This is a genomic window from Umezawaea sp. (assembly GCF_036375055.1).
GTDB lineage: Bacteria > Actinomycetota > Actinomycetes > Mycobacteriales > Pseudonocardiaceae > Umezawaea.
Window position 1 is genome coordinate 53,003 of sequence record NZ_DASUSQ010000063.1, and the last position, 18,062, is coordinate 71,064.

The following is an 18,062-nucleotide window of genomic DNA, read 5'->3' on the forward strand; positions in this document are numbered from 1 at the left end:
GTCGCAGTGCAAGCGGTCGGTGTCACGAAGGGTGGGAAATCGTGTTCGGTGTGCAACCGGAGGCGTTGCGGAACGCTTCCAAGGGCTTCCACGAAGGAGCGGACGCCACCGCGGACGGCGCCGAACTCATCTCCATGCTCAGCCTTGACGCGGGGGCGCTCGGCGAGGTTCCGGCGGCGGCGGAGTTCGCGGACGCGCTGGCGAAGTTCACCAGCCAGCAGTCCGACGACCTGCGGCGCGGCTCGGCCTGGTACCGCGACGCGGGCGAGGGGCTCACCCAGAACGCCGACACCTACGAACGCACGGACGACGACTCGCACCAGAGCTTCCGCAAGATCGGTGGAGCGCAGTGAACGATCCAGAGGTCCTCTACGGCCAACTCGCATCGGGCGATGCCGGGCGGATCGCCGCTGCCGGCGACCCGATCAGCGGTGCCATCAGCGCGGTCGGCCGAGCACGTGATTCGGTGAGTTCCGGCGGCTCCACGGCCAAGTCGGGCTGGACCGGCCAGGCATCGGAGAAGTTCGGTGCCCGTGCCGAGCTGTCCACGAAGTCCGCGACCGTGGCGACCGAACGCCTCGGCGTCGGCGTCGACGTCGTGCAGGCCGCGTCACGGGCCTACTCGCAGATGCGTGGCAGCGCGGACCAGGTCATCGCCGTGTGGCGGAGCCGCTCACCGCTGATGGACGCCCAGCAGACCCTGGAGCTGGCCGAACGGGTCAACACGTCGCTGACCACCGTGAAGAGCGGCTACGAGCAGGTCCTCCGCTCGTACGCGTCGGCGTTGTCGCAGGTCAAGCCCGGTTTTGAGGAAACGGCCAAGGCCGACGCCGGGTGGGCGAGGACCGTCGCGGCGATGCGCACGTCGGCCACCGTGCCCGGCCCCGGCACGGACCCCAAGCAGGTCGCGGCGTGGTGGAAGTCGCTGACCAAGGAGCAGCAGGACGAACTGCTGCGGACGAAGTTCCAGGAACTCGGCCAGTTGCGCGGACTCCCGTCCGGTGTCCTCGACCAGGCCAACCGCGCCCGGATCAACGATGACGTCCAGCGCTTCGGCGCGGAGCGCGACCGGCTGGACACCGCGATGGCGCAGCGGGCCGCCGAGCTGGGCATCGACCCCACCACCTCGGACGGCCAGACCAAGCTGCTCAACGACCCGCGGTACGCGTCGCTCATGGAAGACCGCCAGGTGGCGGCCACCAAGGCCGAGAACGCCGCGGGCGCGCAGCAGAGCCTGAAAGAGGCAGAGCGTTTCGCCGGCGAGAAGAAGTGGCCCAACAGCGACGTTCGAGTTCTCGCCTACGACCCGTACGGCCCTCGCGGCGACGGTGGGATGGCCATCGCCTACGGCGACCCCGACACGGCCAAGAACCTCGCTGTCTGCGTCCCGGGCACCGGATCGACGGTGGACAGCTTCTCCGTCGAACAGGCGGCCAACCTGCGTGGGCAGATGGGTCCCGACGGCAACGCCACCATCCAGTGGCTCGGCTACGACGCTCCCGGTTGGACGCCGGGCGAGGTCGGCAGCCCCGAACTGGCCAAGGAGGGCGGCCAGAACCTGGTCGCCGACGTCAACGGCTACCGGGCAGCCGCTGAGGCGGCGGGCAACAACCAGCACCTGACGGTGATCGGCCACTCCTACGGCAGCACCACGGTCGGCTACGCGGGCATGAACGGGCTGGCCGCCGACGACATCGCGTTCGTCGGGTCGCCCGGTGTCGGCGCGTCGAACGTCGACCAGCTCTCGGTCGGCGCGGGTCACGTCTACGCGGGGGCCACGGAGCACGATCCCGTCGTGCAGGGCACCAGTTCCGACTGGTTCACCGCCGACGGGTCGTCCACCGGTCCGTACGACAAGGACTTCGGGGCGACGGTCTTCGGCACGCCGGAACCCGCCCACCTGGTCGACGCGCACTCGCAGTACTACGCCGAGGGCAGCGAGTCCGTCTCCAACCTGGCCAAGATCGCGACCGGCGACGGTGGGTCGGTGACGTCGCAGAAGTGGTACGACAGCCCGGTCGGCCCGTCGCTGCCCGGTTCGAACCTGCCCGGTGTGGGGCCGGTGGTCGACCTGGTCGGCGACGTCGGTGCCGGTGGCGCGGACCTGGTCGGCGACGTCGTCACGGGTGGCGGGCGGGTGGTCGGCGACCTGTTCTCCGGCAACTGGTCCGAGGCCGGGCAGGGTGCCGCGGACACCGGGGTGGAGCTGCTCAACGACGCCGGGGACATCGTGGTCGGCACCGTCGGCAACGTCGCGGAGTTCGGGCGGGACGTCTACGACGGGGCCGCGGGCGCGGTGAAGACGATCGGGTCGTGGTTCTAGTCGCGGGGCCTGAGGCGGGCGTTCGGCAGTTCCGGGGCCGGTAGGACCGAGGGCCACTCGGTGGGGAAGGTGCCGTACGGGCCTTCCCGCTCCGGGATCTGGGCCTGCCACTCGGCGCGGAAGCGCTCGACCTCGTCGTGGGTGCGGCCGATGAAGTTCCACCACATGACGATGCGCTCGTCGAGCGGTTCGCCGCCGAGCAGCAGGAGGCGGGCCGGGTGGTCGCCGACGGCGATCGTCACGGTCTCGGCGCCGGTGGGCAGGTAGAGGAGCTGGGCGTCGGTCACGGCCACGCCCTCGACCTCGACGTCACCCGAGTCGACGAGGAGCCCGTGCTCGAACGCGGGGTCGACGTCGAGGGTCAGCGTCGAGCCCGCGGGGGCGTCCAGTTGGGCTCCGAGCAGCGGCGTGCTGGTCTCCACCGGCGACGACGAGCCCGCCAGCGAACCCAGGAACACGGTCGCGGTGGCGTCGCCCACGGCCGTCGGGGTCGGGACGTGGTGCTCGAAGCGCGGAGCCGTGAAGCGGTCGCGGTCCGGCAGGGCCACCCAGAGCTGGACGCCGTGCAGGAGGTCCGAGTCCGCGGTGGCGTGCTCGGAGTGGGCGATGCCGCGACCGGCGGTCATGAGGTTCACCTCGCCCGCCCGGACCAGTGACCTCGTGCCGACGGTGTCGCGGTGCTCGATGGTGCCCCTGAACAGCCAGGACACGGTCTGAAGGCCGGTGTGCGGGTGGCCGGGGACGGCCATGCTCGGCGTCGAGGGACCGTAGTGGTCGATGAAGCACCAGGCGCCGATGAGGGACCTGGCGCGCTGCGGCAGCGTGCGGCGGACCGGCTGGGCCCTGGGACCGCCCAGCGGGACCAGGCGCGGCAGCAGGAGCTGGGGAGCTGAGCGCGTGGACTCGCAGGGCACGACCTCGGGGCTCGCTTCCGCGTTGCTCATGCCGGAATGGTAGATCGCGCTAGAGGCGCAGGACGGGCAGCAGCGCGGACAGGTCGGCGCGACTGCCCGATGCCGTGATCCTCGCGGCGTCGAGGCCGTCCGCCCAGGTCAGCCTGCCGGTCGCGAGTTCGAGCCAGGTGCGGGGATCGGTCTCGACCACGTTCGGCGGCGTGCCGCGGGTGTGCCTCGGACCCGCGACGCACTGCACCGCGGCGAACGGCGGCACGCGCACCTCGACGCTGCGGCCGGGGGCGTCCTGCTCCAGGGTGCGGAGGCTGAGGCGCACCGCGGCGGCGAGCACGGTCCGCTCCGGCTGGTCGGCGGCGCCCTCCAGCCAGGGCAGCACGGCCGCCACCGCGGCGCGCATCTCGTGTGGGTCAACGGTTTTCGACGGCACCCGTCCAGGTTAGTCGCGGTGTCGGCGGAGGTCCCGCTGCGCCGCGTGCAGGTTCGCGGGTCGTACGGCGGTCGTCCCGTGCAGCTCGATCCGCGAGCCGAGCGCGCCCGCGAAGTCGGGCTTGTCGACCTGGCCGAACTCGGTGCACTCGGAGATGGCCACGGTCGCGCTGGACGGCGCCACGGTGTCGATCTTCACGCAGCCCGCGCGGGCGTTGGTGATCGTCACGTTCCAGTGCGCGAACCTGGCCCCGTACAACGGACCCGCGTCCGCGCTGCCGCCGTGCTGACCGTCGTTGAACACCTCCACCTCGGTGCGGACGTTGCCGAACGGCAGCCCGCGGTGGGTGTCGAACGTGCCCGCCTCCATCCGGCCGCGCGACCAGACGTTGCCGCACGACAGGCCTTCGACGTTGATGCCGTGGTGGGTGGAGCCGGGTGTCGGCGGTTCGGTGAACGCCCCGATGGCGAAGTCCTGCACCAGGTTGTCGTGCGACTGCTCGCGGCACGCGTACGAGTGGTGCTGCCCGCGACCGCTCACGCCGGTGCGGGTGAGCGTGATCCCCTTGCTGGAGACCAAGAGGAAGCCGTTGTCGCTGTCCACAACGGACACGTCGTCAGCCCAGCAGTCCCACGCGCACTGGAACACCAGACCGTTGTACCCCTTGTCCAGCAGGTGCTTCGGCCGTGGGGTCTTCACCATCCGGATGGTCAGCCCCTCGACGCCCGCGCCGGTGACGACCGGACCGAACGTCGTCAGGCGCGGCCGGAACGCGGGCCGGGCGGCGAGCGGGAGCGGCTGTTCGAGGCGAACCCTGTTGCCGCGCACCGACTTGATCCGCACCGGCCACTGGAACGGGAAGTAGGTGAGCAGCTTGGTCTTGCTCGCCCAGTCGTAGGCGGCGGTGCCCTCGACGTCGCCGCACATGAGCTTCGGCAGCCCGTGCCGGCCGTCGTCGTCCAGCTTGAGCAGCACGCGCTGGCCCGCGCGCAGCTCGCGACCGTCGGTCACGGTGATCGTGAACGCCCCGCGCGGCGCCGCTTCCGCGAGCGTCGTCAGGTCCTCGCCGACGTCGCCCTCGTTGCCCGTCCAGCCCTCGAACGGCCACCGGCGGGCCTTGATGGCGTCGATCAACGGCTGGTAGCGGTCGCGGTGGCACACCCACACGAGTCCGCCGCTCCAGCTCCACGCGGAGTTCTCGCTGCCGTAGCGGCTGCGGTTGACGCCGACGACCTCCTCCAGCGAACGGGTCGCGTGCAGCACGGTCCGGCCGCTGCCCTCGCCGCGCAGCACGACGTCGTCGTGGCCGATGCGGATGATGTCGTCGATCCGGTACGTCCCGGCGGGGACGAGGACGGTGCCACCGCCTCGGCGGCCGACGGCCTCGACGGCCCGGTTGATGGCGGCCGAGGCGTCGGCCGACCCGTCGTTCCTCGCGCCGAAGCTCAGGACGTTCGCGCGGACCGGGCGGCGCGGCGGCCGTTCACCGGTCCGGTAGCCCGCGTAGGCCACGTTGGGGATCTGCGGGTGGTCGTACGGGTCGGCCGCGAACTCCCGCCAGAGGGCGGCCTTCTCCGCGGGTGGCTGCTCGGTGGCGCTGGCGTGCGCCGGGGGCCCGAACGGGGCCCGGAGTGCCAGGCCGATCCCGGTGCCGATCAGGAAGCGCCTGCGCTCGATGGTCATGTCGCCGTCTCCTCGTGCAAGGGGGCGGCGGCGGTGAGGGTGATCAAACCCCATCGGCGGGGTGTGCGCCAGGGCTGGTCCGGGCCCGTGGCACTCCTGCGGCACGGGCCCGGAACCTCAGCCCTTCGCGCTGCGCACGGCTTCCGCGAGCAGCTCGTCGACCTGGAAGGTCAACCTGCGCAGGTCGGTGGGGGTGAACGTGCTCCAGGGCTCGGTGCCGCCCGACGCACGGCGCTGCTGGAGGTAGCGGCCGTCCTCGGTGTCGAAGAACGCGACCACCCGCTCCGGACGGCAGCGCTTGCCGTACCGGTCGCGGGCGGCCGCACCGAAGTTGCCGGTGTGGACGAGGTTGGTGAACATCTTCACCAGCGTCTTCGCGTCCTCGTCCCGCACTCCGTGCTCCCGCAGGGAGTTCTCCAGGCTCTTGGGCGTGCCGTCGGACTTCTGGACGGCGGCCTCCAGGTCGGCGCTCGGCATGGTCACCGAGTGCCCGCTCCCGGCCGGGTGCTGCGGCAGCGCGGCGATCACCGCCGTCGGCAGACCGGACCCCGCCGCGCGCTGCAACGTGATCCGGTCGCCGGACAGCGTGGCCACCGCGCCCGCGTCGCCGTTCGCGACGGCGAGCACGCGGACGCTCCTGCCCGTCCACACCCTGGCGTCCACCTCCACCTGGGGGCGGACGAACATCCTGATCAGGTGGTCGAACTCGGGGTGCAGCGCGATCGGCCGCCCCAACCCACGCGACTCCAGCGCGTGCCAGACCCGCAGTTCCAGGTCGCGGCGTTCGCGCTCGGTCTTGCCGGGTGAGGGCACCTTGATGACGAGGGGCATCGGCCCCAGTCGCAGGTGCTCCCACACGACGTCGAACTCCTCGGTGGAGAGGACCACGGGCTCCCTCTCCACCGGCCCCCCGAAGTACGTCACTGCTGCGGCGTCTCCCCGATCACGGGCGGCGCGACGAGGCGCTCGTCGCCGAACACGTCACCCGTCTCCACCAGGTAGTCCGCGATCTTGTGCTCGCCGTCCTCCTCGCCGTCGCCCCCACGACCGGCACCCATGCCACCGGCACCCTGGCCCGGACGGCCACCGGGGCCGTTCGCGCCAGCGGGGCCGAAGCCGCCGCCGGGACCACCGGGGCCGCCGGGACGGCCGGCGAACTGGCCACCGGGGCCGTTCGCACCGCTCATGCCCTGGCCGGGACCGCCGGGCACGCCGCCGAAGCCGCCGCGACCGGCACCCGGACCACCCTGGCCACCGGGACCGCCCGAGGAACCGCCGGGGCCTCCAGGACCGCCGGGACCCACGGGTCGGAAGCCGCCGGGCACGCCGGGACGGCCACCGGGACCGGGCTGACCGGTCGGCCGGAGACCGCCGGGCGGAACCGGGCCGGGCCTGACCGGGGGCCGGACCGGGCCGGAGCCGGGAGGCGGGAACCCACCGGGCGGCGGGAAGCCACCGGGCGGCGGAGGCGTCGGCTGGACCGGCGGCAGGTTCACCGGCGGCTGGACCGGCGGAGGCGTCCACGACGGGTTCGTCGTGCCGCCACCGGTGAACACCGGCGGCTGGCTGATCGGCGTGCCCGTCGGCGGTGCCGCGAACGAGGTGCTCGTGGTGCCGTCGCCGCCCTTGGGCGTGAAGGTCGACGAGTCCGTGCTCGTGTAGTTCGCGCTGGTGCTGTTGTACGAGCCCGCGCCGCTCGGCGGCGGCGTGTCGATCACGACCTGCGGCGGCGGGACGAACTCGCCCAGCGTGTCGCTGTTCCACTCGCTGCTGGACTGGTAGTTGTTCATGACCGTGACGGCCTTCTGCTCAGCGTTGTCCTGAGCGGCTTCCTGGGCCTCGTGGTCCTTCTGCTGGTTGATCACGTGCATGATGCCCACGGGACCGGCCAGCGCGCCGAGCACCTTGTCTCCGGTGGACGGTGCCTCGGTCGTGATCGGCAGCGGCTCGGGCATCTCCTTGCGCGCGTCCGCGATGTAGCCGCCCTGGAGGTGCGCGGAGGCCTTCATCGTGTCCGCGCCCTGGCCCGCGTCGGTCGCCCACGCCGCGAGCGGCGACAGGGCGGCGGTGGCGGCCTCGGCCGAGGAACCCTCCCAGCTCGCGCCGACCTTCGTCAGTCCTTCTTGGATGGACGCGTCGATCTGGGTGAGCGTCTCCGACAGCGCCTTCCAGCTGTCCTCCAGCGGGATGGACGCGGCCACGCCAGGGCCGCCGTTGATCATCTTGTGCAGTTCTTCGTGGGTGTACCCGCGCCAGCGGTGATCGCCCATGGTCCTTCGCCCCCTCGGGTGCGGTCGTACGGCTGGCCGGTTCAGGCCGGGTTGACGCGCCCCCAGGACGCGACGTTGTCACCCTCGACCCTGCGGTAGGTGGCCTCGATTTGAGTGAGCTGACTCACAACTCCGCTGAGCTGTTCGCGGTACGCCAGGATCGCGGCGGTGGCGGCGGTGTCCCCGCCCTCGAAGGTGCGGACGTTGAACTTCTCCGCCGTCTCCGCGCTGACCGGGTCGCGCGCCCACTCCTGCGCCTTGAGCGAGGCGCGGGTCGCCCTGATCTGCTCGTCCAGCACGGTCAGGGCGTCTTCGAAAACCTTCCGAGCAGCGGGAATGGCCGAGGGTTCGATCTTGAGCCCCTGCTTCGAACCGCTGTACGCAGGAACCGAGGGCTGCGACGAGCCCCCACCACCATCCGCGATGAACACGGCACACCCTCCTCAGTCCTGCACTTACCCCAGTGAGTGCAATTGAGACGACTTTAACTCTGATGCAGGGCGCGCCGCGACGGTTCCACTGGTATTCGCGCAGTTCTACTCAGGACGTCCGTCACTTCGCGCTGATCGTCTGGACGACCGCTTCGGCGATCTTCGTGGCGCGGGTGCACAGTTCGGGCATCGGGAGCTTGGAGCCGTCGACCTGGACCTCGACCATCTGGCCGTCCGCGACGTCAAGGCCGACGAAGCAGGCGGGCAGCGCGCCGGGGAACTCGCTCAGGACCGCGGGGAAGCCCCCGACCACGGTCGCGGAGGCCTTGCCCGACTCCAGCCCCTCGGCGTACATCTCGATGCCCTCGCTCGTGATGACCGCGGCCCCGACCCCGTAGGAGAAGTCGCTCGACCCGAGCGAGCACAGGACCGCCTCGGGATGGGTCGGGTACGGCAGCCTCGCCGACTCCCTGACCAGGTCGAACTGCTTCTTCTGGGCGTCGGTGAGCACGGAGCACGAGTCGACGCCGGTGAGGTCGACCTCCTTCGGCCGGGTGACCGGTGGCTTCGCGCTCGCGGACGGCCGCGCGGCCGAGGTCGCCGAGGTGGCCCCGCCCGACTCGGACGCCCCGGAGGACGCGGAGCCCGAGGTCTTCTGCGAGCAGCCCGCGAGGAGGGCGACGGCGGCGGCGAGTGCCGCGGCGCGGTGCCAGTGGCTCATGGGGGCAAGGTATCGGATCCCGAGTCGCGGAGAGTGCCGGTTCGGAATCAACACCGGTCCGCCGCCGTTCGCCCGACCACCGCGGCGGGCGTGCACACGTTCCTCAAGCTCAACGGCGGCGTGATGTCCCGCGGCGAGGTGCGGCTCAACGGCACGGGGGTCGCGGGCCCGGACCAGGTCGTCGGCACCTGCCCGACCCACGACTTCGACGTGACCCGTTGCTGCGCAAGGGGACAACGCGCTGGCGATCAAGGCGTTCCCGTCGGACCGGGCGGACGACCTGGCGATCCACTTCACCGACCGGTCGCAGCTCCCACCGGACCGCGGCCAGGGGCTGTTCCGGGACGTGCAGCTCGCGCGGCGCGGTACCGCGCGTCCGCCCCAGGAGGCGAGGTGCCCGGCAACAACGCGGGGAAGGTGGTGGCCGCACCGGTCCGCTAGGCGAGGTCCACGACCACCTTCACGTCGTCGGGCTGCCGCTCCATCGCGTCCACGAAGCGGTCGAGCGGCACCCGGCGGGTGATCAGGCCGCCGAGCCACGAGCGGTCGGCGGCGGCCAGCGCCGCGGCGGCGGTGCGCCAGTCGGGCAGGCCCGCGTTGACCGAGCCGACGACGGAACGGTTGTGCAGCACCAGTTCGTCGAGCACCAGGCGTTCGGCGGGGAACGCGCCGTGGTCGCCGGACAGTCCCGTCAGCACCGTCACGGCGGCGCGGCGGACGGTTTCCCAGACCAGTTCGGCGACACCGGTGCACTCCAGCGCGACGTCCACCTCGGGCACGGTGTCCACAGTGGAGTGGTAGGTCGCGCCGAGCCCGCGCACGAGGTCCGGCTTGCGGCCGGAGGTGGCCCGGTCGACCACGTGCACGGCCAGGCCGCGCTGCACGGCGAGCATCGCCGCCAGCAGGCCGATCGGGCCCGCGCCGGTGACCAGGACGGTCCGCGGCGTCAGGTGGGCGCGGCGGCAGTTGAGCAGCGCCTGGTCCCACGCCTTGGCCACGATGGACGTCGGCTCGGTCAGCACGCCGAGGTCGCCGAGGGTCGGGTCGAGCTTGATCGCGTACTTCGGCGGCACGCTCCACCGCTGCATGCCGTAGCCGTCGAGCTCCTTGATGCCGCGCTCGGTGTACTGCCCGTTCTGGCAGAAGTCCCACGCGTCCACGGCGCACGCCGAGCACGGCACGGCGTCCGGCCGCCGCACCACCCCCGCGACCAGGTCGCCCGGCGCCAGGTCGCCGCCCATCGGCGCGGCCACGACCCGGCCGAGCGACTCGTGGAACAGCACGAACCCCGTCCGGCCGGGCGGCGGTGTGCCGAAGCCGTCGCGGACGATCTCCACGTCGGTGCCGCACATGCCCACGAGCAGGCCTTCGACCTGCACCTCGCCGTCGGCGGGCACGGGGTCGGCCCACTCGACGACCTCGGCCAGCTCCGGCTTGCCCGGCACCACGAACGCTGCCCTCATCGGTCTCCTCCGTCGCGGGTGCGGCCCTGGTCGTCGGGCACGGCGGTGCCGGTCACCGACGTGCGTCGGGGTGCGGTGTCGTGTGCCACCCGGCGAGGCTAGCCGGACGGGCGCGTCCGGGCCGGACGGGTGATCAGCGGAACACCCGCCCGTGACCTGGTGGTCGGCACGGGTTCGGCTCCTCGGTCGGGGAGGGGCAGCGCGGCCGGGGTTGGTCTAGCGGGCGGGCTGGCCGGTCGCGAACGCCCACACCTCGGCGAGCAGCGCGTCGGGGGTCTCCACCTGGGGCACGTGGCCGGTGTTCGGGAGCAGGCGGAACTCGGCGCCGGGGATGGCCTCGGCGTACTCCCGGCCGTAGTCCGGGGTGACGACCCGGTCGGACTCGCCCCAGAGGACGAGGGTGGGGACGGAGGTGCCCCGCAGGCGGTCGCGGAGCGTGGGGTCGGTCATCGCCGTGCCCGCGTAGGTGGCGAGCGCTTCGCGGTTGGCCTTCGCCGCGGTCAGCTGCGCCCCGGTCATGGCGGCGGGGTCGAGGGTGAACCCGGCCGGGTCGTGGAAGCTCAGCGCGGCCAGCTCGGCGGGGGCCAGCGGGAAGACGTCGACCACCCGGTGGTTCGGGCTCTCCAGGCCCACGGCGTTGACCAGGACGACGCCGGTGACGCGGTCGCTGCCCGCGGCCCCCATCTCGGCGGCGATCCAGCCGCCGATGGAGTTGCCGATGACGGTGACGTCGCGCAGGTCGAGGTCGTCCAGGAGGTCCAGGTAGAGGTGGGCCAGGCCGCGGATGTCGGTCAGGTCGGCGGGGCGCGGGGTGCCGCCGAAACCGGGGTGCACCGGGGTGACGACCCTGGCGCGTTCGGACAGGAGGCGGGCGAACCCGGCCACGGTTCGAGGGCCTCCGCCGCCGTGCAGCAGGAGGAAGGGGCGGCCCTGGCCTTCATCGGAAAACATGCGGGAGACGCTATATCAACATGTTTATATAAACAAGTGGACTACGGTGGTGGCCGTGAGCAGATCTCCCCAGGACGTGGCGCACGCGGTGAAGCGGCTCCAGATGCGGCACCACCGCGCGATGACGGCGGAGTTGGCCGAGCTGGACATCAGCCTGGTGCAGTGGGACGCGTTGCGGCACTTGGACGAGAACCCCGAGGCGTCGTTGCACGACCTGGCCCTGTTGACGTTCCAGAGCGATCAGGCGTTCGGGACGTTGGCCGGCCGGATGATCGGGAGGGGGTTGATCGAGAGGGTGCCGGGGCCGGGGAGGGCGGTTCGGCATCGGCTGACCGCGCTGGGGGTGGAGTTGCGGTGGGCCGGGGCGGAGGTGGCCGCTCGGGTGGCCGCGGAGTCGTTCTCGGTGTTCAGCTCGGAGGAGTTGGAGCGGTTCGACGGGATGTTGCGGGTGTTGATCGAGGGGCGGGGGTGAGCGGTTGCCAGTCCTGGGGGAACGGGTCGCTGCTGGTCCCCGAGATCGGTAATTGCGAGTCCCCGAGATCGGGTAACTGCGAGTCCCAGGGGATCGGGTGGCTGTCGGTCCCAGCCGGGGTGGCCGATGTGACTCGGGGCCCCCTCGATCTGACCCTGTGATCGGGCTCAGGGGCAGGTGGTGACCACCTGCCCGGTCTACCAGGGCAAGGGTCACATCCCCCGAGTAAAATCGGCCGTGGCTCAGGGAAGGCCCTGGCCTGCTTTTGTTGTGGCGAGCTTTTTAAAGGCCGCCGCGTAGTAGGTGGTCCACGTCCTCGGGGCGACCCGGTCGGGCGAAGAACCAGCCCTGACCGGTGTCGCACCCGATTCGGTGCAGCCTTTTCGCCTGGGCCGGGGTTTCTACTCCCTCGGCCGTCACGCCTAGGCCCAGGGCGTGGGCCAGCTGCACCAGGGTCGACACGATTTGGGCGTCCACGGCGTCTTCCTCGTCCGCCGCGCGCAAGCCCTCCATGAACGACCCCGCGATCTTGAGTTCGTGCACCGGCAGGTGCTTGAGGTACGCGAGGTTCGAGTAGCCGGTGCCGAAGTCGTCGATGGCGATCCTGACACCCATGTCCGACAGGGCTCGCAGGGCTTCCAGCGGTTCGTCCGCCGTGCCCATGATGGCGCTCTCGGTGAGTTCCAGTTGGAGGTGGTGGGGTGGTAGGCCGCACTCGTCGAGGATGCGCTTCACGTCGCGCACCAGTTCCGGGTCGCGGCTCTGCCGGACCGCCAGGTTGACGCTGACGAAAGGGGCCGCGTCACCGAACTCCTCCAGCCAGCGGCGGCCCTCCTCGCACGCCTTGCGCAGCACCCAGCGGCCCAGCGGGACGATGAGGCCGGTTTCCTCGGCCAGTTCGATGAACCGGTCCGGTGCCAGCCTGCCGAACTCGGGGTGCTGCCAGCGGACCAGCGCCTCCACGCCGGTGATCCTGCTGTCCGCGAGACGCACCAGCGGCTGGTAGTCGACGTAGAACTCGTCGCGCTCCAGCGCCGCGGGCATGGTGGCCGAGAGGGTGAAGCGGGCGACCTCGCGGGCGTTGCGCTCCGGGTTGTAGAGGGCCCAGCGGGACTTGCCGTCGGCCTTCGCCCAGTACAGCGTGATGTCCGCGTCGCGCATCAGGTCGGCGGCGGTCGTGCCCAGGAGGGGGCGTTCGACGATGCCGATGCTGGCGGACACGGTCAGTTCGTGGCCGCCGATCTTGATCGGGGCCTCCAGCTCGTGCAGGACGCGGTCGGCGACGTTGACGATGTCCTGGGTGCTGTCCGACCCCTCGACCAGGATGACGAACTCGTCGCCGCCCATGCGCGCGACCAGCTTGCCGTCGCCGGAGACCGAGTGGTCCAGGCGGCGGCCCACCTCCACCAGCAGCTGGTCGCCGATGTCGTGGCCGAGGCTGTCGTTGATGACCTTGAAGCCGTCCAGGTCGAGGTAGCAGAGACCGGCCCTGCGGCCGGTGGCGCCCGCGGCGGCGGCGAACACGCGGCCGAGGCGTTCCAGGAACAGCGCGCGGTTCGGCAGGCCGGTCAACGGGTCGTGCAGCGCCTGGTAGCGCAGGCGGTTCTGGAGCAGGTGGCGGTCGGTGACGTCCTCGATCATCGCGACCTGGTACTGCGGCTCGCCGTGGTCGTCGCGCACGAGCGACAGCGTCAGGTGTGTCCACACCTGCTCGCCGTCGGCGCGGTGGAAGCGCTTCTCGGCGCGGTAGTGGTCGCAGTCGCCCGCGATCAGCTGGTCGTAGAGCCGCCAGACGGTACCGCTGTCCTCGGGGTGCATGAGGTCGCGGATGTTGTACTGCCGCATCTCGTCGACGGTGAACCCGAGCATGTCCTGCAACGCCTGGTTGACGTCGAGGATGCGGCCCTCGATGTCCGCGATGCCGATGCCGATGGCGGCCTCGGTGAACATCGCGCGGAACCGGGCCTCGCTGGCCCGCAGCGCCGCCTCGGCCTGGTCGCGGGCGTCGAGGACGGCTGCCCGGATGGCCTCCTGCTCGGCCAGCGTCCGCTCGCGCAGCGCGCGGGCGTACCCGGCGGCCAGCGCGCCCTGGAGCGCGGCGAGGCGGGGCGCCATGCGGTCGTCCAGGGTGATGCCCAGCTCGGTCAGCAGGTCGTCGCCGAGCAGCTGCACGGTGCGGCCGAGCGTGTCCGTGCCGGTGAAGTGGGCCTCGACCAGGCGGGCGCCGATCTCGTGGCCGGGGGCCGTGCGGAACGGGTTCGCGAACAGCGCGGTGACCAGCACCTCGGTCAACGCCTGGAGGTGTTCCGCCACCTCGGCCCTGGTCATCGGCACGTAGCTGCTGCCGATCACCGCCGTGGCCCACGTGCGCGCGAACGCCTCGGCCCCGGCCACCAGGGCCGGGTCCAGTTCCGATCGGCTGCTGGGCACCCGCTGGTCAACCCGTTCCGTCATGTTCGTCGGCCTGCCGCCACAAACGCAGAGGATACGGCCGGTTGCCCACTGGAGTCGACCATTACCGCTTGCGCCCCAGCGCGGCGAACCCGGGGAAGCGCGCCGCGGCCTCGTCGACGTCGTCCGGCGACTCCGGGTGCCAGTAGGGCATCCGCACCACGCCGGGGTCCACGATCTCCAGGTCGCCGAACAGGCCGGCGAGTTCCGCCCGGTTGCGGTGGGTCATCCTGGCCACCTCCTCGCTGTAGGTCCGGCGCGCCCGTGCGGCGCCCTCACCCTCCTCTCCGTCCTCGTAACCGGAGTGCGACACGCCCAGGTAGCTGCCGGGGACGAGCGGGTCGAGGTACTCGGCGACGAGGCGGTGCGGCTCGTCGGAGTCCGGCACGAAGTGCAGCAGCGCGATCATCAGCACGGCGATCGGCTGGTCGAAATCCAGTGTCGACCGCACTTCTGCGGACTCCAGCACGGTTTTCGCCTCGCGGACGTCGGCCCGCAGCGCGGTCGCGTTCGGCACGTCCACGAGGATCGACCTGCCGTGCGCGACGGCGACCGCGTCGACGTCCACGTAGACGACCTTCGACGAGGGGTCCACGCGGTGCGCGATCTCGTGCACGTTGCCCGCCGTGGGGATGCCGGAACCGAGGTCGAGGAACTGGCGGATCCCCAGGCCCAGCAGGTGGCGGACCATCCGGCGCAGCAGCGCCCGGTTGGTCAGGACCACCCCGCGCAGCTCGGGCATGGCCCGCAGCGTCCTGTTCGCCACGGCCCGGTCCGCCGCGAAGTTGTGCGCACCGCCGAGGAAGTAGTCGTAGATGCGAGCGACGCTGGGGCGTTCCAGGTCCATGTCCCCCGACGCCCAACCGGGCCGCTCAGCCACGTGCTCCCCCTCGTCACCACCGTTGCCCGCCCATCATGGTCCACAGCGGTGAGTTGGCACACCGCCCGCACGAACCCCCGGTGGTTCCGGGGACAGCGGTGGCGCCCACCGAGCACAATGCCCGTCTTGTGAAGTACCTCTGGATCGCGGGAGCGGTCGTGCTCGCCGCCGCGGCGGCGTTCGCGGTGATCAGGCTCAAGGGCAGGCGCAACATGCTGGCGCCGACGATCGTCGGCGCCGTGGGCGCGTTCCTCCTGGTGAGCGGCTGGCTGGTCGTGTTCGACCCGAACGCGGCCAAGAACGAGGCGATCAAGACCGGCGGCCTCGCGGGCGGCACGGTGATCGCCCTCTACGCGCTGTGGCTCAACGACCGCAGGCGGCGGACCGAGGAAGCGCGGCAGGACCTGGAGAACCAGCGCGCCGAGCACGACCGGTCGCGGGTCGCCGACGAGCGGTTCGCCCGTGCCGTGGAACTGCTCGGGCACGACACGGACCAGGTCCGGGTCGGCGCGCTGCACGCGCTGGCGGGGCTGGCGCGGTCGCGCACCGAGTACACGCAGACCGTGCTCGACATCGTGTGCTCCTACCTGCGCAGGCCGTTCGAGCTGGGGGACGACCAGGACGAGGCCGAACTCCAGGTGCGCCGCACGGCCCAGCGGCTGATCGCCGACCTGCTGCCCGAGGTCGGCGAGGTCGACGCGCCGCACTACGAGGTGGACCTGTCGAAGGCGACCCTGTCGTTCCTGGAGCTGTCCCACCGGCGGATCGGGCGGCTGACGCTGCGGGACGCGGTGCTGCGGCACTCCAACTCGCTGCACCACTCGCACGTGCACGGCGACGCGTTCCTCAGCGGTTGCCAGGTCGAGGGGCGGCTGCACCTGCACGACGCGGTGTTCCACGGGAAGGTCTCGTTCCAGGAGGCGTCCGCCGACGACTGGGTCGACTTCCGGGACACCCGCTTCCTCGGGCCGGTGAAGTTCACCAGGACCGAGTTCTCCGGACCGGTGTCCTTCGAGCGGGCCGTGTTCGACCAGCCGGTCGAGCTGAGCGGGACGAAGTTCACCGGTGGTCTCGACCTGCGGATGGCGGGCGGCCAGGTGGCCCGCACGCACTCGATGTTCGTGTCCCTGAACCACGAGAACCAGCTGCCGGACGGGTGGGTCGTCGACCAGCGCCCCGACGGCACCGGACTGGTGAGGAGCTGATGGTGCGCGGACGCGGGATGTTGTTGGCCAGCGTGCTCGGGGCGGTCGCCGTGACCGTCGCGACGGTCGTGGTGCTGCTGCTGGTGGAGCCGAAGCTGTCCAAGGCGGAGGCGGTCAAGACCGGTGGGCTCGCGGGCGGCGCGGTCGTGGCGCTGTACGCGCTGTGGCTCAACGACCGCAGGCGCCGCACCGAGGAGGCCCGGCACGAACTGGAGAGCGACAAGGTCGCCGACGAGCGGTTCGCGCGGTCGGTGGAGATGCTCGGCCACGAGGCGGACCAGGTGCGGGTGGGTGCGATGCACGCGCTGGCCGGGCTCACGGCGGCGGCGCCGCGGTACAAGCAGACCGTGCTGGACGTGCTGTGCGCGTACCTGCGCAGGCCGTTCCACCACGCGGGCTTCACCGGCGACTACTCGGGCGACCCCGACAAGCTGCCGAGGGAGTCGACGGACGAGGAGCTGGCGAGCAGCGACCGGGAGCGCGAGGTGCGGCGCACCGCCCAGCGGCTGATCACCGACCTGCTGCCGTGGGGCGCGGACGAGGACCCGACCGCCTACCACCTGGACCTGACCGGGGCACGGCTGGAGTACTTCCGGCTGTCGGGCAGGAGGATCGGGCGGCTCAACGCGCGCCGGGCCCACTTCTACGGCATCACCATGATCAACGAGTTGCGGGCGTCCAAGCCCGCGCTGTTCTCCGGGGCGGTGTTCCACGGCCGCGCGTCGGCGGCCGAGGCGAGGTTCGCGGGCGGACTGTCCCTGCAGGACGTCACCTTCGCCGACGAGTTCGACGTCCGCGGCGCCGTGGTCGGCACGTTCCTGCACCTCGGCACCGACCTGCCGAAGCCGGTGAGGGGCGCGCTCACCGTCGAGCCCGGCACCGCCATGAGGATCGCGCCGCCCGCGGGCTGGGAGCTAACCGGCTCGTACGAGGTCCAGCAGCGCCCTGGCGGCGGCGCTGACCGTCGTGCCCGTGACGACGACGGTCTCCGCGACCGGGCCGCCGTCCAGGTCGACGAACCGGACCAGGTCCGTCTTGAGCGAGAACGACCGCGGCACCAGCGCGACGCCGAGACCGAAGCCGACGAAGTCCAGCAGTGAGTGGACGTCGTTGACCTCCACGCCGACCCGCCGGTCCACCCCGGCCGCGGCGAGCGTGCGGTCGACGACGTCCCGCGTCCCCCAGCCCTCGTTGAAGTCCACGAACGACTCGCCCGCCAGCTCGGGCAGCGCCACCGACGGCCGCCCGGCCAGCGGGTGCTCCGGCGCGCACGCCAGCACCAGGGGTTCGGTGGCCAGGGTGGACATCCGCACGTCCCGGTCGGGCGAGCGCGTCACGAACGCCACGTCGACCCGGCCCGCCCGCACCTCGTCCACCAGGTCGGCGGTGCCGCCCTGCCGGAGCCGGATCTCGACGCCGGGGTGCGCGTCGTGGAACGCGGCCAGCACGGCGGGCAGGTGGACGACGTGCAGGCACTGGAGGCTGCCGACCGACAGCGACCCGCGCAGCAGGCCCTGCACGGCGGCGACGGCGTCGCGGGCGGCGTCGACCGAGCCGAGCGCGCGCCGGGCCTCGACCAGCAGGGCGCGGCCCGCCTCGGTCAGCTCGACCTGACGGGTGCTGCGGACGAACAGGGGCGCGCCCAGCTCGGCCTCCAGCGAGCGGATGGAGGCGGACAGACCCGATTGGGCGACGTGCACGCGTTTGGCGGCCCTGGTGAAGTGGCACTCCTCGGCCACGGCCACGAAGTACTCGAGCTGGCGCAGTTCCACGACTAATCACCCAAACTGCTGAATGTCATAAGCCTGTTCTGTTGGACAGCTTAATTCTTCGGGCGCAGACTCGGTCCACCACTTTCGTCCCAGGAGGTA

The 18,062-nt window shown here is 71.8% G+C and carries 16 protein-coding genes; 4 read left to right on the forward strand and 12 right to left on the reverse strand.

From position 1 onward, the window contains the following. Nucleotides 1-41: 41 nt before the first annotated feature. On the forward strand, nucleotides 42-353 hold the full coding sequence (locus VFZ92_RS17565; protein WP_330877017.1) for a type VII secretion target: 312 nt from the start codon (nucleotides 42-44) through the stop codon (nucleotides 351-353). Further along, a complete protein-coding gene (locus VFZ92_RS17570; RefSeq protein ID WP_330877018.1) occupies nucleotides 350-2,323 on the forward strand; it encodes an alpha/beta hydrolase in 1,974 nt (657 codons plus the stop codon). The genes VFZ92_RS17565 and VFZ92_RS17570 overlap by 4 nt, the downstream gene beginning before the upstream one ends. Here the strand turns inward: VFZ92_RS17570 and VFZ92_RS17575 are convergent. The 9 genes from VFZ92_RS17575 to VFZ92_RS17615 all read right to left on the reverse strand — a co-directional run bounded on the left by VFZ92_RS17575 (nucleotide 2,320) and on the right by VFZ92_RS17615 (nucleotide 11,183). Beyond that, nucleotides 2,320-3,267, reverse strand: coding sequence for a pirin family protein (locus VFZ92_RS17575; RefSeq protein ID WP_330877019.1), 948 nt, complete (start codon nucleotides 3,265-3,267; stop codon nucleotides 2,320-2,322). The genes VFZ92_RS17570 and VFZ92_RS17575 overlap by 4 nt on opposite strands. 19 nt (nucleotides 3,268-3,286) lie before the next feature. Next, nucleotides 3,287-3,634: a sterol carrier family protein gene (locus VFZ92_RS17580; RefSeq protein ID WP_414719921.1), complete on the reverse strand. Its 348-nt coding sequence runs from the start codon at nucleotides 3,632-3,634 to the stop codon at nucleotides 3,287-3,289. A gap of 39 nt (nucleotides 3,635-3,673) precedes the next feature. Then, nucleotides 3,674-5,347 (reverse strand): glycosyl hydrolase family 28-related protein, encoded by a 1,674-nt coding sequence (locus VFZ92_RS17585; protein ID WP_330877021.1) that lies wholly within the window; start codon nucleotides 5,345-5,347, stop codon nucleotides 3,674-3,676. Nucleotides 5,348-5,464: 117 nt separating this feature from the next. Continuing rightward, the gene (locus VFZ92_RS17590; RefSeq protein ID WP_330877022.1) at nucleotides 5,465-6,271 is read right to left on the reverse strand and encodes an ESX secretion-associated protein EspG; all 807 of its coding nucleotides are present in this window, start codon (nucleotides 6,269-6,271) and stop codon (nucleotides 5,465-5,467) included. After that, nucleotides 6,268-7,617, reverse strand: a complete 1,350-nt coding sequence (locus VFZ92_RS17595; protein WP_330877023.1) for a PPE domain-containing protein — start codon at nucleotides 7,615-7,617, stop codon at nucleotides 6,268-6,270. Before VFZ92_RS17595 ends, VFZ92_RS17590 begins: the two co-directional genes overlap by 4 nt. A 41-nt stretch (nucleotides 7,618-7,658) precedes the next feature. Continuing rightward, nucleotides 7,659-8,048: a transcriptional regulator gene (locus VFZ92_RS17600; protein WP_330877024.1), complete on the reverse strand. Its 390-nt coding sequence runs from the start codon at nucleotides 8,046-8,048 to the stop codon at nucleotides 7,659-7,661. A 121-nt stretch (nucleotides 8,049-8,169) separates the two neighbouring features. Further along, complete coding sequence (locus tag VFZ92_RS17605; RefSeq protein ID WP_330877025.1) at nucleotides 8,170-8,769, reverse strand: DUF3558 domain-containing protein; 600 nt, start codon at nucleotides 8,767-8,769, stop codon at nucleotides 8,170-8,172. A 437-nt stretch (nucleotides 8,770-9,206) separates the two neighbouring features. Continuing rightward, on the reverse strand, nucleotides 9,207-10,232 hold the full coding sequence (locus VFZ92_RS17610) for a glucose 1-dehydrogenase (protein WP_330877026.1): 1,026 nt from the start codon (nucleotides 10,230-10,232) through the stop codon (nucleotides 9,207-9,209). A 216-nt stretch (nucleotides 10,233-10,448) separates the two neighbouring features. Beyond that, a complete protein-coding gene (locus VFZ92_RS17615) occupies nucleotides 10,449-11,183 on the reverse strand; it encodes an alpha/beta hydrolase (protein ID WP_330877027.1) in 735 nt (244 codons plus the stop codon). Nucleotides 11,184-11,238: 55 nt separating this feature from the next. Here VFZ92_RS17615 and VFZ92_RS17620 point away from each other — a divergent pair, with 55 nt between their 5' ends. Continuing rightward, nucleotides 11,239-11,655 (forward strand): MarR family winged helix-turn-helix transcriptional regulator, encoded by a 417-nt coding sequence (locus VFZ92_RS17620; protein ID WP_330877028.1) that lies wholly within the window; start codon nucleotides 11,239-11,241, stop codon nucleotides 11,653-11,655. A gap of 282 nt (nucleotides 11,656-11,937) precedes the next feature. Here VFZ92_RS17620 and VFZ92_RS17625 read toward each other — a convergent pair whose 3' ends face one another. Then, a complete protein-coding gene (locus VFZ92_RS17625) occupies nucleotides 11,938-14,109 on the reverse strand; it encodes a putative bifunctional diguanylate cyclase/phosphodiesterase (protein ID WP_330877029.1) in 2,172 nt (723 codons plus the stop codon). Between the two features lie 61 nt (nucleotides 14,110-14,170). Beyond that, nucleotides 14,171-14,986, reverse strand: coding sequence for an SAM-dependent methyltransferase (locus VFZ92_RS17630; RefSeq protein ID WP_330877030.1), 816 nt, complete (start codon nucleotides 14,984-14,986; stop codon nucleotides 14,171-14,173). A gap of 128 nt (nucleotides 14,987-15,114) precedes the next feature. On the opposite strand from VFZ92_RS17630, the gene VFZ92_RS17635 reads away from it, so the two are divergent. Continuing rightward, nucleotides 15,115-16,191, forward strand: coding sequence for a pentapeptide repeat-containing protein (locus tag VFZ92_RS17635; protein WP_330877031.1), 1,077 nt, complete (start codon nucleotides 15,115-15,117; stop codon nucleotides 16,189-16,191). 914 nt (nucleotides 16,192-17,105) lie between these two features. On the opposite strand, the gene VFZ92_RS17645 is transcribed toward VFZ92_RS17635, so the two are convergent. After that, the gene (locus VFZ92_RS17645; RefSeq protein ID WP_414719922.1) at nucleotides 17,106-17,963 is read right to left on the reverse strand and encodes a LysR family transcriptional regulator; all 858 of its coding nucleotides are present in this window, start codon (nucleotides 17,961-17,963) and stop codon (nucleotides 17,106-17,108) included. Nucleotides 17,964-18,062: the final 99 nt, after the last annotated feature.